The 24,668-nt window shown below is 71.7% G+C and carries 20 protein-coding genes; 8 read left to right on the top strand and 12 right to left on the bottom strand.

The genetic code is table 11. The annotated features are described in order from the left end of the window. Positions 1-15: 15 nt before the first annotated feature. Positions 16-2,298, bottom strand: a complete 2,283-nt coding sequence (locus P1V51_17635; GenBank protein MDF1564869.1) for a HEAT repeat domain-containing protein — start codon at positions 2,296-2,298, stop codon at positions 16-18. Positions 2,299-2,420: 122 nt separating this feature from the next. Between P1V51_17635 and P1V51_17630 the strand changes: the two genes are divergently transcribed. Genes P1V51_17630 through P1V51_17620 form a run of 3 tightly spaced genes read left to right on the top strand, consistent with a single transcriptional unit; the run spans position 2,421 to position 3,629 of the window. Then, positions 2,421-3,017 (top strand): TonB-dependent receptor plug domain-containing protein, encoded by a 597-nt coding sequence (locus tag P1V51_17630; protein ID MDF1564868.1) that lies wholly within the window; start codon positions 2,421-2,423, stop codon positions 3,015-3,017. Next, complete coding sequence (locus P1V51_17625) at positions 3,008-3,136, top strand: hypothetical protein (GenBank protein ID MDF1564867.1); 129 nt, start codon at positions 3,008-3,010, stop codon at positions 3,134-3,136. Before P1V51_17630 ends, P1V51_17625 begins: the two co-directional genes overlap by 10 nt. Before the next feature lie 16 nt (positions 3,137-3,152). Next, entirely contained in the window at positions 3,153-3,629 is a 477-nt protein-coding gene (locus P1V51_17620) for an FKBP-type peptidyl-prolyl cis-trans isomerase (GenBank protein ID MDF1564866.1), read from the top strand. Positions 3,630-3,633: 4 nt separating this feature from the next. Here the strand turns inward: P1V51_17620 and P1V51_17615 are convergent, their stop codons facing one another. The 4 genes from P1V51_17615 to P1V51_17600 are packed head-to-tail and all read right to left on the bottom strand — an operon-like array spanning position 3,634 to position 9,240. After that, positions 3,634-5,796, bottom strand: a complete 2,163-nt coding sequence (locus P1V51_17615) for a PAS domain S-box protein (protein ID MDF1564865.1) — start codon at positions 5,794-5,796, stop codon at positions 3,634-3,636. Positions 5,797-5,837: 41 nt separating this feature from the next. Continuing rightward, a complete protein-coding gene (locus P1V51_17610) occupies positions 5,838-6,944 on the bottom strand; it encodes an ArsA-related P-loop ATPase (GenBank protein ID MDF1564864.1) in 1,107 nt (368 codons plus the stop codon). Beyond that, positions 6,941-7,870, bottom strand: a complete 930-nt coding sequence (locus tag P1V51_17605) for an ArsA-related P-loop ATPase (GenBank protein MDF1564863.1) — start codon at positions 7,868-7,870, stop codon at positions 6,941-6,943. Before P1V51_17605 ends, P1V51_17610 begins: the two co-directional genes overlap by 4 nt. Positions 7,871-7,923: 53 nt before the next feature. Next, the gene (locus tag P1V51_17600; protein ID MDF1564862.1) at positions 7,924-9,240 is read right to left on the bottom strand and encodes a DUF5690 family protein; all 1,317 of its coding nucleotides are present in this window, start codon (positions 9,238-9,240) and stop codon (positions 7,924-7,926) included. A gap of 122 nt (positions 9,241-9,362) precedes the next feature. Here P1V51_17600 and P1V51_17595 point away from each other — a divergent pair, with 122 nt between their 5' ends. Continuing rightward, positions 9,363-10,187: a response regulator gene (locus P1V51_17595; GenBank protein MDF1564861.1), complete on the top strand. Its 825-nt coding sequence runs from the start codon at positions 9,363-9,365 to the stop codon at positions 10,185-10,187. On the opposite strand, the gene P1V51_17590 is transcribed toward P1V51_17595, so the two are convergent. The 6 genes from P1V51_17590 to P1V51_17565 form a co-directional block, all read right to left on the bottom strand. Beyond that, positions 10,188-10,739 (bottom strand): YaeQ family protein, encoded by a 552-nt coding sequence (locus tag P1V51_17590; GenBank protein ID MDF1564860.1) that lies wholly within the window; start codon positions 10,737-10,739, stop codon positions 10,188-10,190. It abuts the gene before it with no gap. 11 nt (positions 10,740-10,750) lie between these two features. Continuing rightward, a complete protein-coding gene (locus tag P1V51_17585) occupies positions 10,751-12,061 on the bottom strand; it encodes an ATP-binding protein (protein ID MDF1564859.1) in 1,311 nt (436 codons plus the stop codon). 170 nt (positions 12,062-12,231) lie between these two features. Then, entirely contained in the window at positions 12,232-12,867 is a 636-nt protein-coding gene (locus tag P1V51_17580) for a hypothetical protein (protein ID MDF1564858.1), read from the bottom strand. After that, positions 12,864-13,889 (bottom strand): SPFH domain-containing protein, encoded by a 1,026-nt coding sequence (locus P1V51_17575; protein MDF1564857.1) that lies wholly within the window; start codon positions 13,887-13,889, stop codon positions 12,864-12,866. Before P1V51_17575 ends, P1V51_17580 begins: the two co-directional genes overlap by 4 nt. A gap of 11 nt (positions 13,890-13,900) precedes the next feature. Next, positions 13,901-14,968 carry an SPFH domain-containing protein gene (locus P1V51_17570; protein MDF1564856.1) on the bottom strand — a complete coding sequence of 356 codons (1,068 nt, stop codon included), beginning with the start codon at positions 14,966-14,968 and terminating at the stop codon, positions 13,901-13,903. 74 nt (positions 14,969-15,042) lie between these two features. Next, positions 15,043-16,413: a lipase family protein gene (locus tag P1V51_17565; protein MDF1564855.1), complete on the bottom strand. Its 1,371-nt coding sequence runs from the start codon at positions 16,411-16,413 to the stop codon at positions 15,043-15,045. A gap of 107 nt (positions 16,414-16,520) precedes the next feature. Between P1V51_17565 and P1V51_17560 the strand changes: the two genes are divergently transcribed. From P1V51_17560 to P1V51_17545, 4 genes are all read left to right on the top strand, one after another. Then, the gene (locus P1V51_17560; GenBank protein MDF1564854.1) at positions 16,521-17,147 is read left to right on the top strand and encodes a hypothetical protein; all 627 of its coding nucleotides are present in this window, start codon (positions 16,521-16,523) and stop codon (positions 17,145-17,147) included. A gap of 108 nt (positions 17,148-17,255) precedes the next feature. After that, entirely contained in the window at positions 17,256-18,836 is a 1,581-nt protein-coding gene (locus tag P1V51_17555; protein MDF1564853.1) for a hypothetical protein, read from the top strand. A 12-nt stretch (positions 18,837-18,848) separates the two neighbouring features. Next, positions 18,849-22,127: a hypothetical protein gene (locus tag P1V51_17550; GenBank protein MDF1564852.1), complete on the top strand. Its 3,279-nt coding sequence runs from the start codon at positions 18,849-18,851 to the stop codon at positions 22,125-22,127. Between the two features lie 9 nt (positions 22,128-22,136). Further along, complete coding sequence (locus P1V51_17545) at positions 22,137-22,580, top strand: PilZ domain-containing protein (GenBank protein ID MDF1564851.1); 444 nt, start codon at positions 22,137-22,139, stop codon at positions 22,578-22,580. A 26-nt stretch (positions 22,581-22,606) separates the two neighbouring features. On the opposite strand, the gene P1V51_17540 is transcribed toward P1V51_17545, so the two are convergent. Beyond that, positions 22,607-24,634 carry a thrombospondin type 3 repeat-containing protein gene (locus P1V51_17540; protein MDF1564850.1) on the bottom strand — a complete coding sequence of 676 codons (2,028 nt, stop codon included), beginning with the start codon at positions 24,632-24,634 and terminating at the stop codon, positions 22,607-22,609. Between the last annotated feature and the right edge of the window lie 34 nt (positions 24,635-24,668).

Here is a 24,668-nt window from a genome sequence, read left to right as displayed (position 1 = left end):
TCGCGGGCTACGCGATCAGAAGGTGACCGCCACCATGGCGCCGTCCACCTCGCCCCGGCTGTTGATCGCCGGCTGGAAGGAGAGGACGAAGGCCGGCAGCTCGAGGCCCTGGCCCTTGGTCGAGGCCACGCTCACGCCGTCGCCGCCGCCCTTGCCGCCGTCGACGAGGGTCCAGGTGATCACCGCGCCGCCCAGCAGGCCGACGCCGCTGGCCACGAGGTTGGTGGCGATGAGGGCGTTGGGATCCTCGGTGAGCATCGCCGCCACCAGGGTGACCAGGCCCGTGAGCACGACTCCGCCGACGCTGCTGCCGGCGAGGATCATCGGGTCGAGGCCCACCAGGGGCGAGACCAGCAGGGCGGTCACCAGCAGGCCCACATCGGAGCCGGCGAGGGTGCCCAGGAGGGCGGCGTCGAAGTCCCAGGAGCCCAGGGCCGCGGTCCAGGCGACGAACCAGGCGCCCCAGACCGCGCCCATGCTGCCCATCGCCACCTCCCAGGGGGTGGGGTCCGAGTACTGGGTGGCGGCCACCGCGCCGAGGCCGAAGAGCGAGGGCACGGTGAGGGCGAGGCCGGCGAACTGATCGCCCTCGATGGTGTCCCGGTCGAAGAGGTAGCCGCCGAGGGCCAGGCCGTGCCAGAGGCCCAGGCCCGTGGCCACCGGGATGGCGGTGGCGTCACCGGCCGTGTAGTGCAGCTGCCCCTTGAGCAGCGCGCCGGCGCCCAGGCCCAGGGCGCCCACGGCCAGCTGGGTGGCGGTGACGGCCTCGACGCTGCCCTGGCCCATCAGGGCGAGGCCGGCGCCCAGGCTCTTGCCGTAGACCGAGAGCATGGCCATCTGGCCCACGTCGCTGGGCTCGAGGGTGACGAAGTGGGCGATCGCCTCGCCGGCGAAGAGGCCGAGGGTCGAGCCGACCCAGAAGGTGCCCCAGCGATCGGCGTCGGGGGCGAACTCGGGGATCCAGGCGCCGACCCAGCCGCCCTCGGCGGCGGCCCAGCTCGAGAGCATGATGTCCGCCGCGTCCAGGGAGGTGTGCTTGGCGGCGAAGCCCGAGATCCCCAGCCCCGCCAGGGAGCCCAGGAGGGTCAGGGCCGGCGTCACCCGCCACTCGCGGCTGTCGTTGATCCAGCCGAGGCCCGTCCCGAGCATGGCGCCCGCCAGGCCGTTGACGTTGATGAAGATCAGCTGGCCCGCCGAGTAGTCGAGGGCGTCTCCCATCAGGTAGGCGGCGCCGCCGCCGATGAGCTCGCCGACCACCCCCATGGCGAGCTGGTAGCGCTTGTCCGGGAAGCGCGAGGAGGCGGCGACGAAGACCTGCCCCAGCCCCACGCCCCAGCCCATGGTCGAGGAGTAGAGGAGGGAGCGGTCGGTGGTGAGGGCGCCGCCCAGGAGGAAGCCGGTGGTCAGGCCGATGGCGCCGCCGCCGAGGGCGCCGATGACCGGGCCGGCGTCGGAGAGGGCGAACTGCCCGACCGTGTAGAGGGTGTAGCCGCCGAAGAAGGCGCCGCCGAGGGCGGGCACCAGCCGCGAGCCGGCGACCCGCGGGGTGCCCCGCTGGGCGGCGAGCTCGGGGTAGTGCTCCTCCAGGACCGCGATCGCCATCCGGCGCTTCGCGCGCTTCAGGTCCTCGTCGGCGGCCAGCTCGAAGAGGATCTCACCGGCGGACTGGTTGCCCCGCTCTCCGAGCGCGTCGACGGCCGCCCGCCAGACCTCGTGCCGCTCCGAGAGCCGCGCCAGGCGCCCCAGGGTGGTGAAGGCCTCGGGGTGATCGAGGGTGCCCAGCAGGCGGGTGGCGGTCGCCGAGATCGAGGCGGTGTTGTCGTTCTCGGCGATATAGCCGAGGGCCGAGGCCACGGCGGGATCGGTGGCGCCGGCGAAGCGCTCGAGGACCTCCTGCTTCTGCGCCAGGCTGGCGCCGTCGAAGAAGGGGCGGATCTCGTCCAGGTAGCGGCGGGCCTCGGGGGCCAGGGGCTGGGCGTCCGCGGGGGGGAGCTGCACCGGCGGCGCGAGCAGCTCGGGCTGCGCGACGGGCGCCGCCGCCTCCAGGGTCTCCGCCGCCAGCGGCGCGGGCTCGGCGGTGACCGGCGCGGTGGGATCCGCCTCGCTCGCCTCGGACTCCTTCTCCTCCTCGTCGGCCGCGGCCGCCTCGACGGGAGGCGGGGGCGGAGGCGGCGTGGGCGCCGTGGCCTCGACCGGCGCCGCCGGATCGGCGGCCTGGGCCGAGGCCAGCGTCGGAGCCAGCAGGAGCGAGAGGAAGCCGAGAAGCGCGCCCGTCCCCAACCACGTCTGGTTTCGCATGGGGGCACTCTACACCCGGGTCCCCCCCCGAGATAAGGCGTGCGCCTTCTTCATCGCCGGGGCTGTTCGGGAATCATGATCTCTGGTCTAGGATGCGCCCGGGTCGGAGGATGAAGGTGAGCGTGGACACTCGAAGGGGGGGTGTGCTGCTGGCGGCGCTGGTCTGCCTGACGGCGCCGGCGCGCGCCCAGGAGGCCGAGCTCCCCGGGCTCGACGAGGCGGCGCTGGAGGCCGAGTTCGACTTCGACGACATCGACATCGCCGACGAGTTCGCCCTGCTGGTGCAGGAGGACGTGGTCGTCACGGCCTCCCGCCGCGCCCAGCGGATCGACGACTCGCCCTCGGCGATCACGGTCCTGACGCGAGAGGATCTCCTCGCCTCGCCCTTCGACAACATCGCCGACGTCCTGCGGGTCGTGCCGGGGATGGACGTGCTCCTCAACACCATCGCCATCGCGGCGACCGGCACCCGCTCCGGCTCGAACATCGCCGGCTCGAACGTGCTGGTGCTCGTCGACGGGCGGGACGTCCTCGATCCCCTCTTCCAGCTGCCGCTCCTGCTCGGCCTGCCCCTCGACGTCGACACCATCGAGCGGATCGAGGTCATCCGGGGCCCGGCCTACACCCTGAGCTGGGGGCCAACACCCTGCTCTCCGGGCGGGCCGGCTGGGCCTTCCCGCTGGGCGGCACCGAGTGGGAGGCCGGCCTCGTGGGGCTGACCCCGGTGCTGGGCCTCGAGATGCGGGAGACCTCCGGCGAGTACCTCGCCGATGGCGCCAACTTCGGGGGCCACCCCTTCGGCCCGCGGTTGAAGGGCTACCTGCGCGGCAGTTTCTGATCTAGACACCCAGGGCATGCGACACGTGCAGCACTTCGTCCTCCTGCTCGGGGCCGTCCTCTTTGCCTCGTGCGCCACCCCCAACCAGGCTCCCGAGAAAGGAAGCACCACCATGTCCAGCGCCATCCCGGCCCCCGCCGACGTCGCCGCCCCGCCGGCCGACGCCACCACCACCGCCAGCGGGCTCGCCTACAAGGTCCTCCAGCAGGGCAGCGGCGACCGGCACCCCACCGCGACCAGCAACGTCGAGGTGCACTACACCGGCTGGACCACCGACGGTCAGATGTTCGACAGCTCCGTCGCCCGCGGCCAGACCATCAGCTTCCCCCTCAACGGCGTGATCGCCGGCTGGACCGAGGGCGTGCAGCTGATGAAGGTCGGCGACAAGTTCCGCTTCTGGATCCCCGCCGGCCTCGCCTACGGTGAGAACCCGGGCGGCGGCCGGCCGGGCGGGATGCTCGTCTTCGACGTCGAGCTCTTCCAGATCCGCTAGGGGATCAGTCCTCGTCGAGGACCTCGCGCACCTTGGCCGCCAGGGTGCGCATCGAGTAGGGCTTGGCGAGGAAGCGGAAGCGCTCCTCGCTGACCCCGTGCCGCAGGACGACGTCCTCGGTGTAGCCCGAGACGAAGATCACCTTCATCGCCGGATCTCTCGCCGTCAGCGTCTCGGCCACCTGCCGACCGTTGGTGTCGGGCAGCACCACGTCGGTGAGCAGGAGGTCGACGCCCGACCCGCGCTGATCCATGAGCGCGAGGGCGCCGGCCCCCGTCTCGGCGTGCAGGATCGTGTACCCCAGACGCTCGAGGAGGGTGCACGCCATCTTTCCGAGGCGCTCCTCGTCCTCCAGCAGGAGGATGGTCTCGTCGCCGCCGGGCATCGTGCCGGTCTTCGTGGCGGCGCGGGTCGCCCCCGCGGCCGTCTCCAGGCGAGGGAAGTAGAGCGCGAAGGTCGTCCCCACGCCGACCTCCGAGCTCACCTCGATGAAGCCGCCGGCCTGCTGCACCGTGCCGAAGATCATCGAGAGGCCCAGGCCCGTCCCCTCGCCGGTGGGCTTGGTGGTGAAGAAGGGCTCGAAGATGTGCGCCTGGACCTCCTCGCTCATGCCGTGGCCGGTATCCGACACTCGCAGGCGCAGGAAGGGGCCGGGCGCCAGGTCGGGGTGGAGGTCGCGCTGAGCGGGAGAGAGAGTGACCCGGTCGGTGTGGAGCTCGAGCCTCCCGCCCGAGGGCATGGCGTCCCGGGCGTTCACCGCGAGGTTCACCAGCACCTGCTCGAGCTGGGCCGGATCGGCCTTCACGTTGCCGGCCCCCTCCGCCAGGGTGAGGGAGAGGGTGATGTTCTCGCCGATCAACCGGGCGAGCATCTTGTCCACGTCACGGACCAGCGCGTTCAGCTCGATCACCCGGGGTTCGACGACCTGCTGCCGGGAGAAGGCGAGGAGCTGCCGGGTGAGCTCGGCCGCGCGCTGAGTGGACTTCAGCGCCTCCTCCAGGGGTGGTTCGATGGGGTTGCCGCGGGCGGCCTCCATCCGGGCCAGCTCGATGCTGAAGCCGATGGCCGTGAGGAGGTTGTTGAAGTCGTGGGCGATCCCGCCGGCGAGGCGGCCCACCGCCTCCATCTTGGTGGCCTGCTGCAGCTGGGCCTCGAGCGAGCGCCGGGCCGCCTGCGCCTCCTTGCGGGCGCTGATGTCGCGCACCGAGGCGATCACCCGCCGCTCCCCGCCGATGAGGCTGGCCTTCAGGGAGACCTCGGACCAGAAGAGCGTTCCGTCAGCCCTCCGGCTCCGCCACTCGAAGGTCTGGGGTCCCTCCACCAGGGCCGCCTTCACCCGCTCGACCGCGTCCGCCACGGAGTAGGGCGGGTTGCCCTCGCTCAGGCCCTCGATGTCCAGGGAGAGCGCGGTCTCGCGATCGCAGCCGAACATCGCGCACACGCGCTCGTTCACGTCGACGATGCGCCCCGTGTCGTCGTGGAGGAAGAGGGCGTCGCTGGTCGCGTCGAAGATCTCGCGGTAGTTCTTCTCGCTCTCGAGCCGCTCCTCCACCGCCCGCTGTCGCTCTGCTTCGACCACGACCCGCGAGAGGTGGTCGGCGATCTGGCCGGCGAAGCTCACCTCGTCCAGGTTCCACGTGCGGGCCGTGCCGGTCTGCTCCAGGCAGATCACGCCCAGGGTCTCCCCCTGCTGCCGGATCGCGGCGTCCAGCATGGACCGGATCCCGAGCGGTCGGAGGTAGCCCTCGGTGAACTCGGAGGTGCGAGGATCGGTCTCGGCGTCGTGGGCGGCCACCGCCCGCTCGGAGAGCACCGCCGAGAAGTAGGCGGGGAAGTCCCGGGCCCGCAGCTCCGAGCCGGCGGAGTGGAGGCCTCTGGCCTGCTCGAAGAGGTCCACGCAGCGGAGCACATCGCGCCCGTTCTCGAGGAGCCAGAAGCTCGCCCGGTCGACGCTCAGGGTCGTGGCGGCCAGCTCGAGGGTGGCCCGGGCCGCCTCGGCCAGGCTCGGGCCCCGGTAGGGCGCCTCGGTGTTGAGGCGGACCAGGGCGTCGAGCTGCTGGGCGAGCGCGAGGGAGTCGGGCCGGCTCTGGACCGCGGCCAGCGCGCGCTCCAGCCGTCCGACCTCCGCGCGAAGGTGCGACAGCTCCTTGGTTCTCTCTTCGTCCACCCGGCGAACCCCTTCTCCCCCAGGGTAGGCCGGATCGCCCCTCAGATCACCAGCGCATCGGCGAGGAGGGTGACGGCCCCCAGATCGGAGACCGCCTCGGGGAGCCTGGGCAGGGCGCGGGCGATGCCCCCCCGGGCCCGGGAGGCCAGATCGGCCAGGAGGGCCTCGTGGGCCTTGGCGGCCTCGGCGTCCTCCCGGGCCAGGGTCTTGAGCTTCTCGATGGCCCGGTGGGCCGCCTCGGGGGCGCCCTCGGGGAGGAGCTCGGCGGCCGGGAAGTCGTGCCCGGAGAGGTGGGCGAGGGAGCCGTTGAGCACGTAGCCACCCACCCGCATGTCGAGGTCCCGCGAGACCTTGTCCTCGAAGTAGTGCGCCTCCGCGATCGCCTCGGGGGCGGGGGAGGTCACCAGGAGGAAGGAGACGGCGTCCGTGCGGAAGAAGGACTGCATCTCCTTCACGTCGCCCTTCACCTGGGAGAGCACCACCGAGATGCCCTGGAGGAAGATCTGCAGCTCGTCGCGGGTCTCCTTGCCGAAGGCGGCGTCGAGGACCGTCTCGGCCAGGCGGGCGGCGGCCCGGCGGAGGAGGTTCTTCTCTCCCGGGAGGAAGACGGTGAAGATCCGGCCGTCGAGGAAGCCCAGGGCGCGCACCGGCGCCTCGAGGAAGTGGAGGGCGTTCCGGGAGGGCGGGGTGTCGAGGATGATCAGGTCGAAGCGGTCGTCCTTCACGAAGCCGTAGAGGGCCTCGACGGCGGTGTACTCCTGCATCCCGGCGACGATGCCGCTGATGTTCCGGTACATCCGGTTGCGCAGCAGCTCCTCGGCGGTCGCGTCGTCCGGGGCGAAGCGCCGGACCACCCGCTCGGTGACCAGGCTGGGGTCGAGCATCCAGGCGTGCATCTGGCCCGGGGGCTCCACCCCGGCCTCGCGCAGGGCCTCGGGGGAGACCGGCACCGGCTCGGGGGGGTTGCGGCTCACCCCGAGGGTCTCGGCCAGCCGCTTGGAGGGGTCGATGGTCACGACCAGGACCCGGCGCCCCTGACGGGCGGCCGCCAGGGCGAGCGAGGCCGAGACGGTGGTCTTGCCCACCCCGCCGGCACCGCAGCAGACGACCACCTTCTTCTCCTGGATCAGCTCGGCGATCGTGGTCACGCGATCACCCCGCGGGCCAGCCAGAGCGTGGTGAGCCCCTCGAGGATCTCGGAGGCGGTGCCCTTGAGCTCCGGGAGCTCGGTGCTGGGCAGGTTGGTCTCCTCTGCCAGCCGGCTCGTCGCCGCCTGGCTCTCCTCGATCTGGAGGAGGCGGCGGGTGCCCAGCATCGGGCGGGCCAGGCCGTTCTGGAGGATCGGGGTGATCGCCGCCCGCTCCTCGGGCGTGAGGGGGTCCTCCGGCATCCGGTTGAGCACCACGCCGCCCACCGGGGTGCGGGTGGCGCGCAGGCCGTGGACCAGCTCGATGGACTCGCTGACGGGCAGCCGCTCGGGCAGCGCCACCACCAGGGTGGTGGAGAGCCAGGGATCGCGGATGATCTCCTCGCCCCGCCGCAGGGCCTTGTTCACCGGCCCCTTGGGGATGATCCGCAGCAGCATGTCCACCAGCCCGGTCAGCGCGAGGGCGTGGCCGGTGGCCGGCATGTCGATCACGATGGTGTCGTGGACCGGCTTGCCGTCGGGCCGGCGGGCTTCGAGGAGGGTCAGCAGGTGGTAGTAGATGCCCATCTCGTGGAAGGAGGGGGCCGCGATGAGGAAGCGCCGCAGCGCCTTGGAGCGCAGGGTCGCCCGGATCAGGCGCTTCGAGGGGAGGATCGAGCGCAGGAAGAGCTCGTGCCCCAGGGGCGCCCAGAGGTGGCAGAGGGAGAGGTTCTCGGCGACCGGCTCGGGCGTCGGGGTCAGCACGCTCTTGCCGAAGAGGCGGCCGAGGGCGGTGGGGCCGCCCTCGGGATCGCCGATCTCGCAGCCCAGCACCCGGCGACCGGCCGCCAGCGCGCGCACGATGGAGGCCGCCACCGTCGTCTTGCCGACGCCGCCCTTGCCCGTGATCAGGACGATGCGCTTGTCCCGGTCGATGTGCTCGATCACGCGTGAATCCCCATCGGTCGGCCAGTGTAGACCACATCTGGCCCTCGAAGGCTCTAGCGTCCGGGGGGGGCTCCCGCCAGGCCCTGGCGACGGAAATAGAGGGCGCTGGCGGCGAAGGCCAGGGTGCAGACGAGGGCGGTGGCGTGGGAGAAGAAGCGGAAGAAGGAGATCCAGGAGAGCTCGGCGGCGGTGAGGTTCTTCAGCAGGAGGATCCCGATCGAGCCGACGTAGCCGAAGGCGTCGGTCACGTAGATCATGAAGACGGCGGTGCCGGCGGCGCCGGTGGCCGCGATCAGGCGGTCGAAGAGGACGCAGCCGTAGGGGACGTAGGCGAGGTAGAGCCCCACCCCCAGGACGATCATCCAGGCCGCCCCCCCGATCAGGCCCAGATCGAAGGCCAGGGTGGAGAGCCCCAGGAGGATCGTCCCGGCGGCCATCATCCCGTGGACGGTGAAGAAGGCCCGGGCGTTGTCCCGGATCCGGTAGATCAGCGCCAGGCCGGTCATCACCGCCAGGGCCACCGGGAGCTCGCTGGCCGTGAAGATCAGGGGCGCCTCCCCCCAGCCCAGGGCCGTCCAGAGCTCGGCGGCGAAGTTGTCCCGGAAGTCCCGGTAGGCGGTCAGCAGGAGGTAGAGGGCGGTCAGCGCCGTGAGGCCGAACCAGTGGGCCCGGAAGAAGGCCCAGCGCTCCGGCCCCCGCATCGGCTGCCGGCGCGTCCGGGCGGCGATGTCCGCCGCGTCGGGTGGGGGGAGCTGCTTCAGGAGCCAGACCGCGCCCAGGAAGAGGGGCGCGAAGAGCAGGCCGGTGAGCGCGGGCATCACCGACTCGGAGACCCCGGCCTGGAGGAGCCACTTCCCCACCGTCTTCACCGCTCCGCTCGAGACGATGTAGGAGGTCGAGAGCCCGGCGCCGAGGATCTCCGAGGTGCGGCGCCCCTCGAGGAAGCCGAAGACCAGACCCCAGACGGCGCCCAGCGGGAGGCCGTTGAGGAAGATCGCGACGATCTTTCCCCCCGGGGGCAGGAGGGCGAAGAGGAGGAGGGCGCCCTCGGCCAGGCCGATCAGGACGATCAGGGCCAGGGCCCGGCGGCGGGCCGGGATCTCGGAGACCAGCTTGATCGAGATGAACTTGGAGAGGGCGTAGCCGACGACCTGGGAGATGACCAGGGCGATCTTCAGGGAGAGGGGGCCGAAGGTCTCCCCCTCGAAGGTGGCCACCGAGAAGGGCTTCCGGAAGGCGTACATGCAGAAGTACGCGGTGAAGGCCGCGAAGATCGCGTAGGCCGAGAACGCGGGCGTCGAGCGCCGCGCCAGCCAGGCCGGGAGGCCCCCGGCGGGCTCCCCGCCCCCACTCGCTCCCCTTGCTTCCATCCGGAGCGACACGGTTACCCGGGGCGGGGGCGGATGGCCAGGCCCGCCTCGCTGGAATACCGGCCCGCCAGTGCTATGTTCCCCCTCGAAGCACCTGATCCGACTTCCTGCCGGAGGGCCGCTTGGCTCGCATCCTGCTCATCGACGACTCCGAGATCGCCCGGGAGATGGTCCTCGGCGACCTCGAGGATCTCGGCCACGAGGTCGTGGGCGCCGAGAGCGGGGCCCGGGGCCTGGAGATCTTCTTCGATATGCTCCACGACCGGCCGCCGGGCTTCGACGTGCTGATCACGGACATCAACATGCCCGAGCTCTCGGGCACCGACGTGCTGGCCAACGTGCTCAAGCGGGCCCCCGAGTGCCCGGTGATCATGCTCTCCTCCAACACCGAGATGCAGATGGTCCGCCAGGCGCTCCGGGAGGGGGCCTTCGACTACGTCATCAAGGACGAGGGCATCGAGCCCCTCCAGGAGGCCATCGAGCGGGCGCTGGCCGAGCGCCAGAAGAACCGGGTCGAGCCCGAGCCCTCCGAGGATCCCGTGGCCCGCCTGCGGGAGTGGGCCGAGCTGGGCGCCGACGGGGAGTTCATCGCGACCGCGGCCGAGTGGGAGGTCCACGTCCACCTCCAGGAGGGGCGGGTCGCCTGGGCGACCAGCTCCGCCTCCAAGTACGCCTTCACCCGCCACCTGAGCGAGCACTTCGGGATCGAGAAGGAGGCCATCGTCGAGGTGGTCGACGAGTGCCGGAAGACCCGCAAGAACGTCGGGGAGACCCTCGTCGAGTGGGGCATCGCCACGGAGGAGCAGGTCCGGGAGTCCCTCCGGGCCCAGATCGCCGACGCCCTGGCGGTGCTCCCCGGGAGCAGCGGGGTCCAGTCGATCTTCCTCTCCCGGGGCTCGGACTACGCCCAGCCCCTGACCTTCACCCTGGACGAGCTCCTGCCCTAGCTAGGCGAGCAGGCGGGCGAGGGTCGTGCGCTCGAGGGCGCCGGTGAGCACCTCGTCGCCGTCGATCAGGGTGAGGACGCCCTCCACCACGGTCAAGGTCCAGGTGTTGGAGCGGACGAGCCGCCCGGCCACCTGCTGGACGAAGTCCGGGGCGACGAGGAGGAGCTCGAGGGCCTCGGCGCGGTGGATCGCCACTCCGCCCCAGGTGTCACGCAGGAGCGCGCGGTCGCGATCGGTCAGCACCGCCACCCGCGGGGCGTGCTTGCTGGCCCGGTGCAGGCGCTCGGCCGAGGGCTTGCCGACCTCGACCCAGAGCGTCACCTCGCCGGTGGGGTCGTGGAGCCAGAGGGCGGGCTCGTCGGTGGTGGAGAGGCCGCGCCCGAAGGCGAGCCCCTCCTCGTGGAGCAGCGCCCGGGCCAGGAGGCGCAGCACGACGCGCTCGGGCTCCTCGCTGGGGTGCTGGGCGATCCGCAGCTCGAGGGTCTCGTAGGCCCCCCGGTCGACGTCGGAGAGCTCGAGGGTGAGGCGGAGCAGGGTCGAGGTGAGGGCCATCGTGGGCGAGCCTAGCCCTTGCCTTCCAGGGTCGCCTCGATGGCGGCCAGGAGCTCCTGGACGCTGAAGGGCTTGGCCAGGGTGGAGGGCGCGAGGGGCCGCCCCATCCGCCCCTCGATCTCCTCCCCCGGGTAGCCGGTCATGAAGAGGACCCGGGCCTCGGGGTGGAGGGCGAGGATCTCCTCCGCGGCCTCCGGCCCGTGGACGCCGGGCATGATCACGTCGCTCAGGACGAGGTCGATCTTCCCCTCGTGCCCCCGGGCCAGGGCGATGCCCTCCTCGCCGTCGGTGGCCTCGAGCAGCCGGAAGCCCCTCACCTCGAGGACCCGGTGGACCAGCCCGCGCACCGCCGCGTTGTCCTCGATCAGCAGGACGGTGAGGGTGTCCGTGCGGGGCGCGGCAGGGGGGCGGGGCGGGGCGGCCGCCTCCGCCTCCCGTGTGGTGCGTGGCAGGAAGACCCGGAAGGTGCAGCCCTCCCCGGCCTGGCTCGTGACGGTGACCAGGCCTCCGGCCCTCTCGACGATCCCCTGGACCAGGGAGAGGCCCAGGCCCGAGCCCTTGCGGTCGGTCTTGGTGGTGAAGAAGGGCTCGAAGATCCGGCTCCGGGTCTCCTCGCTCATCCCCAGGCCGTCGTCGGAGACGGTGAGGAGGCAGTAGCCCTCGTCGATCGGCTCGAGGGCCTCGGGCCAGTCCTCCCGGAGGGCGAGGCCGACCGTGAGCCGGATCTCTCCGCCGGAGGGGAGGGCGTCCCGGGCGTTCACGCAGAGGTTGAGGATCACCTGCTCCACCTGGGAGCGGTCCGCCCAGATCGGCGCGCACTCGTCCACGAGGTCGAGGTGGATGGAGATGTCCTCCGGGAGGATCCGCCGGAGCATCGGCAGCATGGCCTCGGCCACGTCTCCGAGGAGGAGGACCGAGGGGTCGAGGATCTGCTTGCGGCTCAGGGTGAGGAGCTGCTTCGTCAGGCGGGCGGCCCGCTCACTGGCGTCCTGGATGTCCACGAGGATGGCCCGGGCGTCGGCCTGGTCCTCGGGGAGCTGCTCCTCGAGCAGGCTCGCGCCGCCGAGGATGCTGGTGAGGATGTTGTTGAAGTCGTGGGCGACCCCTCCGGCCAGCTGCCCGATGGCCTCCATCTTCTGGGCCTGGAACAGCTCGGCCTCCTTCTGCTGCAGCTGCCGGGTGCGCGCCTCGAAGCGGCTCTCGAGCTCCCGGTGTATCGTGTCGAGGGCCTCGCGCAGGGCTCGCTCCTCCTCCCGGAAGCGGACCACCCGGCGCAGGACCAGCCCGAAGACGAGCCCGACCACCACCGGGACGATCAGCATGGGAGGGGTGACGACCTCCACCCCCAGCACCACCCGGTGCTGGACAATGGCGGCGGTAGCGACGGCGCCCGCGCTCCCGAGGACGAGGGACAGATCCCGTGCCGCTGTGGCCCGGCTCCACCCGCGTTCGCTCGAGAATCGCTCTATCAAGGCGTCTCCGACTCGGGGACTCAGTCGACCCGCTGGCGTCTCCAGGTCGTCCGGAACTCCCGGGTGGTGACCTCCACCAGCTCGCCGAGCATCTGGTGGTAGCGCTGCACGGGGTCACTGACGCCGACCCGCAGCCCGTTGCCCACGCCCGCGCCGCCGAGGGTCCAGGTCCCGTGGGCTCCGTTCGTCCAGAGCAGGGAGCCGTCGGCCGCGGGGTGGAGGGAGGCGGTCAGATCACCGTCCACGTTCATGTCGGCGGAGAGCGAGTCGAGGTTCACGCCCACCCGGACCTGCGGCCGGGGCTTCGAGACCTTCAGCTCCCCGACGATGATGGCGTCCACCTTCCAGTGGGCGCCGATCTTCTGCAGGGTGGCGGCGTCGAAGCTCGTCCCGCCGACGGTGGCGAGCACGTCGGCGGCGGGGCCCAGCCGCTGGACGCGCACCCCGGGCTGGGCGTTCTGCATGGTCGCGATGAAGCGCTGGGTGACGTTCTGGGCCAGGGGCTCCTTCTCGCAGGCGAACTGCACCACCCCGATCGTCGTGAACTCCCGCAGGTTCACCGCCGGCGGGTCCTCCACCACGACGTAGTGGGCGCAGCCGCCGGCCAGGAGGGCCAGGATCAGCGCGCCGCTTGCGAGGGTGAGCCTGGGCGTCATCGGGTGGCCGCCTTCGCCGTCTCGGCGGCGATGAGATCGTTGATGTCCAGGCGCTGCACCGTGACCCCGCCCGAGCCCTGGGCGCAGGGCAGCACGGTGATCTGGTCCGGGTTGAAGTGCCGGGCGTACTCCATCTTCACCGCGGTCTCACCGCCCCGGCTCATCATCGCCTCGTTGAGCTTCCGGATGGCCTTCGCCTCGGCCTCCTTCTCCGCGAGGATGGCGTTGGCCTCGTTCTTCCGCTCCTCGAGGGCGGCGTCCGCCGCGTGGCGGATCGAGCCGGAGGCGCCGCCGGCCTCGGCGATGGTCTGGTTCGAGGCGCCGATCTGCTTCTCGAGCTCCTTCTTCCAGAACTCGACCTGCGAGTCCTTCTCGAGGAGGTACTTCTCGAGGTCCTGCCCCGCCTCCTTCGCGGCGTTGATCGCCTCCTGGTAGTTCGGGTCCTCGAACTGGTAGGCGCGGGGGTTCACCTGGTCGATGATGATGCCGTACGGGGCGAAGTTCTCGCGCAGGGCGATGGTGGCGTTCTTGGCCTCCTCGAAGCGCCGCTGGCCCTCGTAGTACTCGTCCGAGTTGAGCTTCGAGAAGTGGTCCCGGATGACGCTTCGGGCGATGGGCCGGACGTACTTCTCCTTGATGTGCTCGATGTCAGGGCCGACCTCCTCGATGATCCGCTCGGCCTGCCGGAAGTCGAGCTTCCAGGTCATCACCACGTCCTGGGAGATGTTGTTGCCCTCGCGGGTCTTGAAGAGCAGGTCGTCTCGCCGCCGGCGATCCCCGCTCTCCGGGTCGCGGGTCATGTAGAAGTCCTGCATCGAGATGTCGAGCGTGTACCAGTCGTTGATCACCGGGACCATGAAGATGGTCCGGCCCGGCTCGATGATCTCCGCGCGCTCCTCGCCGCAGAAGATCTTGCAGAAGCGAACGCCGACCTCGTTGGCGTCGGTGGAGCGCGGCACGCAGCCGGCGCTTCCGAGCAGGGTGAGGAAGGTGGAGAAGAGAACGAGCTTGCGAGTGTTCATGTGCGTCCTCCTCACTGCGCGATCTTCTGGACCATGCTGCCGAGGTCCATGGGGTTGATGCCGCCGTCTTCGCAGGCGGTCATGTAGACCTTCTTGATGGCCGACGCCTTCTTGGCCATCTCGATGCCGACGATGCGGTTCGAGCCCGCGCCCTCGTAGGCCTTGTTCACCATCTCCTGGCCCGCGGCCTCGGCCTGCTCGACCAGGAGGCGGCCCTCGGCGTCCTTCTGCCGCTGATAGAGCTCGGCCTCCGAGAGGATGATCCGGCGCTCCTTGTCGGCGCGCTGCACCTCGATGGTCACCTTGGCCTGTCCCTCGGCGTTGATCTTGCGGACCAGGGCGGCCTCGGTGGCGGCCTTGGCCTGCTCCTCGTTGGCGATCTGCAGCTTGCGCTGCAGCACCTTGGCCGAGATCTTCTCCTCGTAGGAGGGGATGTAGCGGAAGCGGCGTACCAGCACCTCGCCGACCTCGATGCCCACCGGGTTGAGCTCGTGGTTCAGCAGCTTCTTCGCCTCGATCGTGGGCGGGTGGCGCTTGTCCACGTCGTAGAGCTCCTGCGCCTGCAGGCGGCCGAAGGCCTCCTTGAGGGCCGGCGCCGTCTTGGTGCGCACGTGCTTCTCGTAGAGGCGCCCCATGCCCACGCCGCGCTCCTTGTCGATGACGATGCTCGGATCCTTGATCCGGTAGATGACCGTCATCTCGAAGGAGTTCCGGAAGCCCTCGGAGGAGGGGATCACCAGAGCGCCCTCGTTGTTGTAGCCCTCGAGCTCGTCCTCCAGCATCTTCTCGTACTCGTTGTTGTTGAAGTCGAGGACCTGCCAGGTCTTGGGGAAGCGGTGGTAGGTCACGCCGAAGCCCTGGAAGTAGAGCTGGCCGCCCTCGTAGACGCCCTCCTGGATGCCGCCGAAGTACTTCGACTCCTTCACCGCGAACTGGTGGGGCGGCACGTACTGGGTGCAGGCCCGGTAGAAGAGCACGGTGGTGATCGCGATGAGCACCAGCAGACCGGCGCTCCGGCCCCGTCGGCCGGTGCCGCCCCCCGGCAGGTAGCTCTTGAGCTTCTCGGCGAACTCGGACATGGACGTCCCCCTTGTCGTTGGCGAATCTGCCCGGGAGTGTACCCGGCCGGGGCTGTGGGGGGGAGGGCGCCGGGTCAGCCGCAGTCGACCGCCGGGCTCCGCTGGCAGATCCGCTCGGCGGGCCAGGGCTCACCGGCGAGGCGCGCCCGGACGAACTCGAGCTGGAGGGGCACCGAGTCCAGGGCGCCCTGGGTGTGGGTCGCGCCGGCGCACTCGAGGTACTCCAGGGTCATCCCCTGCTCGCAGAGGGCGTCGAAGGCTGCCCGCTCGGCCGGCACGTGGACCAGCTCGTCGGACTCCGACTGCACGAAGAGGGTGGGGAAGGCCTCCAGGGCCTCCAGGGAGAGGTGCGGCAGGCTGTTCTCCCTGACCGCGCAGCTCCAGGCGTCCTCTCCCGCGAACCCCGCCGAGGCCGCCTCCAGGAAGGCGGGCGTGAAGATCTCGGCCGGGGGGGCGCCCCCGGGGAGCCCCCCGATCCCGCAGTTGGCGAGGAGCCAGTCGGGCACGTCCCGGTCGTGGGGTGGCAGGAGGACCCCGGCGAGATCCAGCCCGTACCAGTCCGCCCACGCGGCCAGCACGGCGGCGGTGTTCGAGGTCGCCGAGAGGCGCTCCTCGGTGGAGCGCACCACCTCGCCCACGACGTCGGCGGGGGCCACCGAGGCGACCACCACCGCCGGCGCCGCGTCGGGGGCGTAGTAGGGCGCGAAGCGGGCGGCGAAGAGGGCCGCGTGCCCGCCCTGCGACCCGCCGAAGAAGGCGACCTGCTCGCTGGCCTCGACCCCGAGCCCCAGCCGGGGCAGGAGGGCCCGGGCCGCCCGGACCGAGTCGAGGCTGGTGATCGCCGTGGGCTCTCCGGTGACGTAGGCGTGCAGCTCGGGCGAGGGCTCGCCCAGGCTGCGCAGGCCCAGGTAGTCCGGGGCGACGACCACGAAGCCGGTCGAGGCGAGGGCCATCGAGGCGAGGTAGTCCCCCAGCCCGGCCGAGGGCGCGCAGGCGTCGTTCAGGCCGGAGGTGCCGTGGAAGTAGACCATCAGGGGGTAGGTGGCGCGCTCGCCCCGGGAGAGGAGGGGCAGGGCCAGGATCGCGGTGGCGTCGGTGCTCTCCCCCCGGTCCTGCGTCCGGTAGCGCAGGCGGAAGGAGGCCACGTCGTGCACCGGCGCGACCCCCAGATCCCGTCCGCTGTCGGCCATCAGCTTCTGGAGGGCCTCGGCGGTGAGCTCCTCGAAGAGACCCATGGGGTCACCGGGGTGGTGCTCCAGGACCTCGCCGAGGGGGAGGTCCTCCCGCCAGGCGTAGGCCGGCTGCCCGCAGCGCGCCGGCGCCGCCCACTGGGCGGCGATCCGGGGATCGGGCTCATCGGCCTTCCCGGGGCAGCCCGCGAGGAGGGGAGCGAGGAGGAGGGGCAAGAGGTGGCGGGCGGCGCGGTGCGGGATCGAGGTGAGCATGACCCGAAGGACCCTAGCACGCTGGCGCAGGTCCCCCGAGGCGCGCCGCCTGTCGGGCCGGAGGGCTGGAGCTAGGTTGGAGGCACCGAAAAGGAAGGGAGGAGAACATGACCTCCGCGGCGCTCCTGCTTCCCCTGATCGTCACCCTCGCGGGCCACGCCAGCGCGTCCCCGCCACCGGTGTCGCGCCCCTGCGGCTTCTGGCTGCACCCGCTGCCCACCGCGGTCATGGCCGCCGATGAGGTGCTGACCGTCTCCGGCGGCTCCCTCTTCGAGCTCGCCGACTGGCAGCTGGTCGTCCGCGGCACCTACACCCGCGGCAACTGGTACGGCTGCAGCACCCGCTCCGAGGGGGCCTGGATCTCCGGGGGTTTCTCGATCCCCCTGGGGCACCACCGGGACTCCGGCTTCTTCCTCGAGCCCCGCCTGCAGTACCGCTGGTTCCAGACCGGGGAGGGGGCCACCGGCCTCTTCGGTTGCGGCTCGCAGATCGTGGAGGACCTCCCGGGCACCGACTGGGAGCTGGGCGCGGTGGCCACCGTGGGCTACCTCTTCCAGACGCGCTGGCTCTACCTGGGCCTCGCCGCCGGCCTCGGAGTGGGCTGGTGCGAGCGCTGCCCGGGCGGCGGGCCGCTCTTCGGAGGCAACCTCGCCCTCGGTGAGCGGGACCTGCGGCGCTCCCGGCCGACCCTCCTCCTCGATGTGAACCTCCTGCGCCTGGGCATCCGCTTCTAGGGGTGCACCGGAGTCCCCCGCCTGAATCGGTTCGGGGTATCGAAAGGGGTTCCAGGCGGTATAGGGTTTCCCCGCCCTGAAACGACCGATCCGGGGGAGGCCCGTCTCGTGAACGTCCGTCCGTCGAACTCCGCTCTCTTCGTCCTGACCCTCGTCCTGCTCTCGGCCCCCGCGGCCGCGATCGCGGACGACCCCACCGCCCCGGAGGCCGCCGCCGAGGCCGCCGCGCCCGAGGCCCTCGAGGGGGCGGACGACGACGAGGGGGTGCCCGGATCGGCCGAGCCCGGCCGGCGCTGGTCCCGCTTCCGCAACCGGGGGCGCTTCGCGCTGCGGGGCCGGATCGACGGCCGCGGCGAGCTGATCGGCGCGGTGCCCACCGACGCCGCGGGCTCGAACCTGGAGGGCGGCGCGGGCCTCGATCCCCGCCTCCGCCTCTCCCTCTCGCTGGTCCACGAGGGTCCGGTGGCGACCTTCTCGCTCATCGCCGAGGCCGACGTCTCGGGTGAGGTCCTCGGCTCTCCCGAGCTCTCCGGCGAGGGCCTGCCCCGGAGCGAGGGCTTCGATCTCCTCCCCCGCAAGGCGCACGTCGCCGCCCAGGGGCGGGGCTGGCGGGCCGCCGCGGGCCTGATGACCAGCCACTGGGGCCTCGGCCTCCTGGCCAACGACGGCGATCACGGCTGGACCCCCAGCTCGGCGGCCTTCACCGATCCGAGGGGCGGGGACGCGGTCTGGCGGGCGATGATCACCCGGGCGCTCTCCGAGGAGCTGGCCTTCACCCTCGCCGGCGACCTGGTCCACCAGGACGACACCACCCTCCCGGGTGACGTGGCCTGGCAGGGCGTGATGGCCGCCACCTGGGGCTCGCCGGTCGCCCCCACCTTCGGGCTCTACCTCGTCTACCGGAACCTGGAGGCCGAGAGCGGCGGCGGGCTCGAGGTGATCGTGGTCGATCTCACCGCGCGCGCCACGGTCGAGATGGAGGGGGACTATCGCCTCACCCTGGCCACCGAGCTGGCCCTGGTCGCCGGCAACACGACCCTGGCGCCGAGCGTGGACTTCCAGCGGCACCGGGTGCTGCAGGGGGGCGGCGTCCTCCGGGGGACCTTCGAGGGCCACGGCTGGGGTGTGGTCGCCGACCTGGTCTACGCCAGCGGCGATCAGAACCTCGACGACGCCAGCCAGAACGCCTTCAAGGCCGACCGCAACTTCGACCAGGGGCTGCTCCTCTTCCCCTGGGTCCTCGCGGCGCAGACCGGCCGCTCGGTGGCCACCGCCTCGAACCTCGAGCTGGTGGGCCAGCCCGCGCCGGACATCGAGCGGCTCCCCACCCGGGGCGCGGTGACCGACACCGTCTCCTTCTTCCCTCGCGCCTACTACCGCCTCTCCTCGCTGCCCCTCGAGTTCTACGGCGGGCCGCTCCTGGCCTTCGCGGCGGTGCCCCTCGTCGATCCCTACAACACGCGGATGGCCGGCGGCGTGAACCGCAACGCCCTCGACGGTGAGGGGGGGACCTTCCTCGGGCTCGAGCTCGATCTCGGCGCCCGCTATCAGCGGGAGTGGAAGGGGATCCTGCTGGCGATGGGCCTGGAGGGGGCGATGCTCCTGCCGGGCGCCGCGCTGCAGGGTCCGGGGGGGATCGGCGGCGATCCTCTCTTCGGCGGCCGCCTCACTCTCACCCTCGGTCTCTAGGAGGAGCACACCATGCGCAAGCTCGCCTATCTGCTTCCGGTCGCCCTCCTCGCCTCCACCCTCACCGCCTGCTCTCCGGCCCCCGAGGGCATCGCCCTGGCCCGGCCCGCGGCGACGACGGTGAAGATGGACTTCCAGCACCGGCCCCTGCCGGAGATCCCCCTGCCCAACGACATCGCCACCCGGGCCGATCTGTCCTCGGCCACCGGTCTGCGGGTGAACGCCTCGCAGGTGGCGCCCACCGCGATGGAGATCCGGGTGCGGCAGAAGGTCGACGCCCTCGACGGCTGGGGGGTCTTCCAGCCGATCTCGATCCCCTTCACCGGGCCCCTGGACGTGCGCACCATCGTCGAGCGGCACCGCGACGTGCACTACGACCTCGAGGACGACGTGATCTACCTGATCGACGTCGATCCCGACTCGGCCGCCTTCGGCCAGGTGCACCACCTCGATCTGGGCAACGGCAACTACCCGGTGGTCGTCGAGCGCCAGACCCAGTACTGGGCCAACGATCCGCGCGCCTACACCCTCTCCCTGGGCTTCGAGGAGGTGGACGAGGACCTGAACGGCAACGGCGTCCTCGATCCGGGGGAGGACACCGACGGGGACGGACTCCTCGACGAGCCCAACTACCTCCCCGGCGCCGACCCCGATCCCACGGATCTGGCGGCCCGGGCCGACGCCCTGATGAGCTTCTACGAGAAGCAGACCGACACCCTGATCGTGCGCCCGATGCTGCCCCTGCAGGAGCGCACCACCTACGCGGTGGTGGTCACCCGGCGGCTCCTGGACGCCGACGGTCAGCCCGTGGGCTCCCCCTACGAGTGGATCCACCACCTGGCCCAGACCGCGGCCCTCGAGCCCCTGGCCGAGGCCCTCGCGGAGGCCCACACCTTCCGGGGCGCGCCGGTCGATCTCGGCATCGCGCTGGAGGACGTGGCCTACGCCTTCACCTTCACCACCCAGACCGTCGAGGCGGGCTGGAAGGCGGTGCGGGACGGCCTCTACGGTCACGGGCTGCAGGCCCACATCGGTGAGCGCTTCCCCGCGAAGATCGACTCCCTCCTCGAGCTGCGCGACTGGGACCACTTCCCCGACATGGAGAAGCCCCACATCGTCCACGGTGAGCAGTGGGCCGAGATCATGCGGGTGCTCGGCCCCGGCGTCATCGGCATGCGCGAGGACAGCGTGCGCTACCAGCAGATGATCGAGGGCATCGGCTACATCGACTACTTCGTGATCGGCTCCTTCTGCTCGCCCCAGCTCTACGCCCGGGGCGGCGGCGAGCCCTTCCTCGGGGGAGGCTGCGACGATGCCGCCTACGATCCCGACGGCCTGCGCGCCGACGAGGACTACATCCCGGATCGGGACTGGGCGAACCTCAACGACCAGGCCTGGCCCGAGGATCTGGACAGCGTGCCCGTCGAGACCCGGCCCGAGCGCGTCTACTTCACCCTCGCCGTGCCCCGGAAGGAGGTCAGCGCCCGCGGTGAGGGCCAGCCGGCCGACGTGATCATCGCCGGCCACGGCTACGGCTCCAACCGCTTCGAGGGGATGCAGTGGGCGGCCTACTGGGCCCGCCACGGGCAGGCGACCCTCTCCATCGACGGGCCCTCCCACGGCATCGGCGTCAGCGACGCCGAGCTCTCCCTGGTCCGGGGCATCCTCGGACCCCAGGGGGCCTCGGCCCTGATCGACGCGATCTTCTCGGATCGCGCCTGGGATCAGGACGGCGACGGCAGCGTCGACTCGGCCGCCGACTTCTGGACCGGCTACCTCTTCCACACCCGGGACGTGGTGCGGCAGTTCGCCCTCGACTACATGCAGCTCATCCGCATCGTCCGCAGCTTCGACGGGGAGACGACCTGGGACGTGGACACCGACGGCCGGCCGGGCGGTGAGCTGAAGGGCCTCGCCGGTGACTTCGACGGCGACGGCGAGGTCGACATCGGCCGCGGCAGCCAGCTCACCATGATCGGCGGCTCCCTCGGCGGGATGATGAGCATGGTGATGGGCAGCGTGGAGCCCGAGCTGACGGCCGTCGCTCCCCTCGCCGGCGGCGGCGGGGTGACCGACCTCGGCATGCGCACCACCCAGGGCGGCGCGGTCGAGGGCTTCATGCTCCGCTCGATGGGGCCCTTCTTCATCGCCAACGTGGACCTCGGCGGCGGGCCGACGCGGGTCGCGCAGATCGTGCCCGACCTGAACGACGCCACCACCGTGCCCATCGCCGACGTCGTGGGCGTGAGCGTGGGCGACACCATGGTCGTCGAGAACCTCGACAGCGGCGAGCGGGCCTGCGGCCTGGTGGCCGCCGACGGTGGGGTGCGCGCCCCCCTCGCCGCCGACAAGGACGATCCGATCGCCATCCGCTTCTTCGCGGGGGCGGTGAACCTGCCTGGCACCGAGTGCGAGGTCCCCGAGTCCGCCGAGCTGATCCTCGAGCTCAGCGAGTTCGAGATCGGCGGCGGCTTCCAGTACCGGAGCATCCCGGCCGGCGATCCCCTCGTGGCCCTGGCCGAGGGGATGGGCCTGCCCCGGGCCCACCCCGACCTGCGGCGCTTCGTGGGCATCGGTCAGCTGGTCCTCGACGCCTCCGACATGGCGGTCCTCGGCCGCCACGCGCAGGTCGATCCGATGACCTACCCGGGCACCGGCCAGACCACGGGCAGCCACATCCTCCAGATCACCACCCAGGGCGACACCAGCGTCGCCGTCGCCGGCGGGATGAGCTTCGGTCGGGCGGCCGGCCTCATCGAGTGGCTGGAGGACCGGCCCGACCTGGGCACCACCGAGAACCAGTACCTGATCGACACCCACGTCGCCGAGGGCGTCCACACGATCCCCCGCCACTTCGATGGCGCGGGCCGCAGCGTGCACTTCGACGTGGAGAACTTCAGCCAGGGGACCCACCCCTGGGGGGCCGCGACCTACCCCACGACCACCACGCCCCTGCACATCGGCCTGGGGAAGACCGATCCCCTGGGCGGGAAGAGCGCGAGCTTCTTCCCCCTGACCAACCCCACCGGCGCCCACGGCTTCGACCAGCCCGGCGAGATGACCGACGACGCCCGGGCGGCCTGCGCGGCCGCCTGCCAGCCCGATCCCACCGCCTGCGGCTGCGACACCCTGTGGGCCTGGGACGTCGGCAACTTCCTGGTGAACATGGCCGGCGACTACCTGCGCCACGGGGGCAAGCAGCTCAAGATCGACCACTGCCTGGTGGACGGCAGCTGCGCCGATGCCCTCCCGGCCCCGGCGCCCCGGGACCGGGCCGAGCTCGACGAGTAGGGGACGACGATGACCATCGCGGTGGCCGTGCTCTCGGTCGTGCTGGTGGCGGTCCTCTACCGCCAGATCCTCATCCAGCGGCGGATGGAGGCGCTCAGCCTCGCGCTGCGGCGCGCCGCCCCCGAGGACCGGCACGTCGGCGGGGAGACCCTGCGCTTCCCGGTGGATCTCCCCGGGCGCCTCCTCGTCGAGGGCGAGGAGGAGGAGGTGCAGGTGCTCGACCTCTCGGCCAGCGGCGCGCAGATCGCCTGCGAGCGGGGGCTGGAGATCGGCTCGGTCGTCCGGCTCACCCTCGTTTCCCGGGACGGCGAGCGGGTCTGTGACGCCCGGGTGATCCGGGCCCTCGCGGGCAGCCGCTGGGGCCTGCGCTTCAACAAGCCCTCACCGGGCTTCCTGGCGGCGATCCACCTGCTGCGGGGCGAGGCCCTCGGCGACTGGCGCGGCGGGGCCTGAAGCCGCCCGCGGCTCCTCTCTTGGGGCTACTCCTCGGGCGTGGCCTCGACCGGGGGGGTCTCCTCGACCGGGGCCGCCTCCTCGGCGTCGACCGGGGTCGCCTCGAGGGTGGTCGTCGTCTCCCGGGTGTCCGGGATGACGAACTCCACCCGGCGGTTCGCCGCGCGGCCCTCCTTGGTCTCGTTGGGCTCGACCGGCCGCTCCTCGCCGTAGCCGATGGCCTCCAGGCGCTCCTCGGCGATGCCCTTCTTCAAGAGGTAGGTGCGCACCGCCTCCGCCCGCCGCTGGGAGAGCTTCTTGTTGAAGGCGTCGTTGCCCTGGTCGTCGGTGTGCCCCTCGACCTGGATCTTCCCGATCTCGGGGTGGGACTTCAGCACCTCGAAGACGTTGTCGAGGAGGGCGAAGGAGCGCTTCTGGATGACGTCCTTGCCGCTCTGGAAGAAGACCTTCTCCAGGATCTCGAGCTTGGCCTCGCGGATGATCACCAGCTGCTTCTTCTTGCAGCCCTGCTGCTCGGGGACGCCGGCCTCGTCGGGGCAGTTGTCGAGGCGGTCGACCACGCCGTCGCCGTCCCGGTCGGTGTCGGGGCAGCCGTGGTTCTCCGGGATGCCGGCCTCGAGCGGACAGCGATCGTGGCCGTCGACGACGCCGTCCTCGTCGTTGTCGAGGTCGGGGCAGCCGTCCTCGTCCTCGAAGCCGTCCACGTCCTCGGGCTGCTCGGGGCAGCCGTCCTCGCGGTCGACCTTCCCGTCCCCGTCGACGTCCTCGTCGGGGCAGCCGCGGTTCACCTCGAGGCCCGCCTGCTGCGGGCAGTCGTCGAGGCGGTCGACGACGCCGTCCTCGTCACCGTCCTGATCGGGGCAGCCCTTGTTCTCGGCCGGGCCCGGCTCGGTGGGGCACTCGTCCTTCTCGTCGAGGAGGCCGTCCTCGTCCTGATCCAGGCGCGGACAGCCGTCGTCCTCGGCCTTGCCCGGCTTCTCGGGGCAGCGATCGAGGCGGTCGACCACGCCGTCGCCGTCACCGTCGGTGTCGGGGCAACCCCGGTTCTCCACCGGCCCGGCGATCTTCGGGCAGGCGTCCTGCTCGTTGAGCACACCGTCGGCGTCGAGGTCGGGCTTGGGAGCCGCCCAGGCGTGGACGTAGCGCAGGCCCAGGAAGATGCGGAAGTCCGCGGCGCCGTAGCCGTGGGTGAGGCCGACGCCGAAGCCGGCGTGGGCCCGGAAGGGGAGGTCGGGCAGGTCCCAGTGGGCTCCGAGGAGGAGCTCGAGGGGCGAGGCGAACTCCTCGGCGTAGAGGGCCTGGGCGCCGGAGAGGGCGAGCTGGGCCTCGATCTTCTGGCCCACGAGCTCCTCGAGGTCGTAGCCCACGCCGAGGCGGTACTGCAGCTCGTCGTCCACTCGCAGGCCGAGCACGTCGGTGCGGCCGCGCAGCAGGTAGGCGAGGTTCAGGCCGTAGCGCAGGGCGCCGTCCTCCCGGGAGAGCGCCAGCTCGGGGGTGAGGGTGGCCGAGCGCTCGCCGAGGTAGTTGCGGCCCGGGCTGATCGGCAGGGAGGCGCCCAGGATGAAGGCGAGGTCGAGGTGGTGGAGCTCCTGCTTCAGCAGCGAGAGCTTGGGGGCCAGGCGCAGGTCACCCAGGCCCAGGACCGGCAGCTTCTCCAGGGAGGGATCGACCCCGGGCACCTCCTCCGGGCGGGTCTGGAAGAGGGTGAGGCGGGTGCCCAGGCCGAGCTGCAGCCAGGGCAGCAGCACCACCGAGCCGCCGAGGTCCAGATCGAGGCGATCGGAGACCAGGGGGGCGACCCGCGCGTAGCCATCGTCGCCCTGGCGGTAGAGGACGAAGGGATCGTTGACGTAGTGGAGGAAGGCGACGGCCTCCCAGCCCTCGTCGGTCGGCAGCCGGCCCCACTCGAGGTCGAGCAGGCCCAGGTGATCCAGGGGAGTCCGGAAGCGCTGGATGTCGAAGCCGCTGGGCTCGCTGGTCTGGGCCACGGCCGGGGCGGTACCGAGGAGCCCGACGATCGTCAGGAGGGCGGGGAGCGCTCTGCGCACCATCATGTTCAGCCTCTCTAGGGTGTTCACGAGGGAGTGG

The organism is Deltaproteobacteria bacterium (assembly GCA_029210625.1).
Lineage (GTDB): Bacteria > Myxococcota > Myxococcia > SLRQ01 > SLRQ01 > JARGFU01.
The sequence above is the reverse complement of the archived record's forward strand: the minus strand, read 5'-3'. Positions and strand labels throughout refer to the sequence as shown.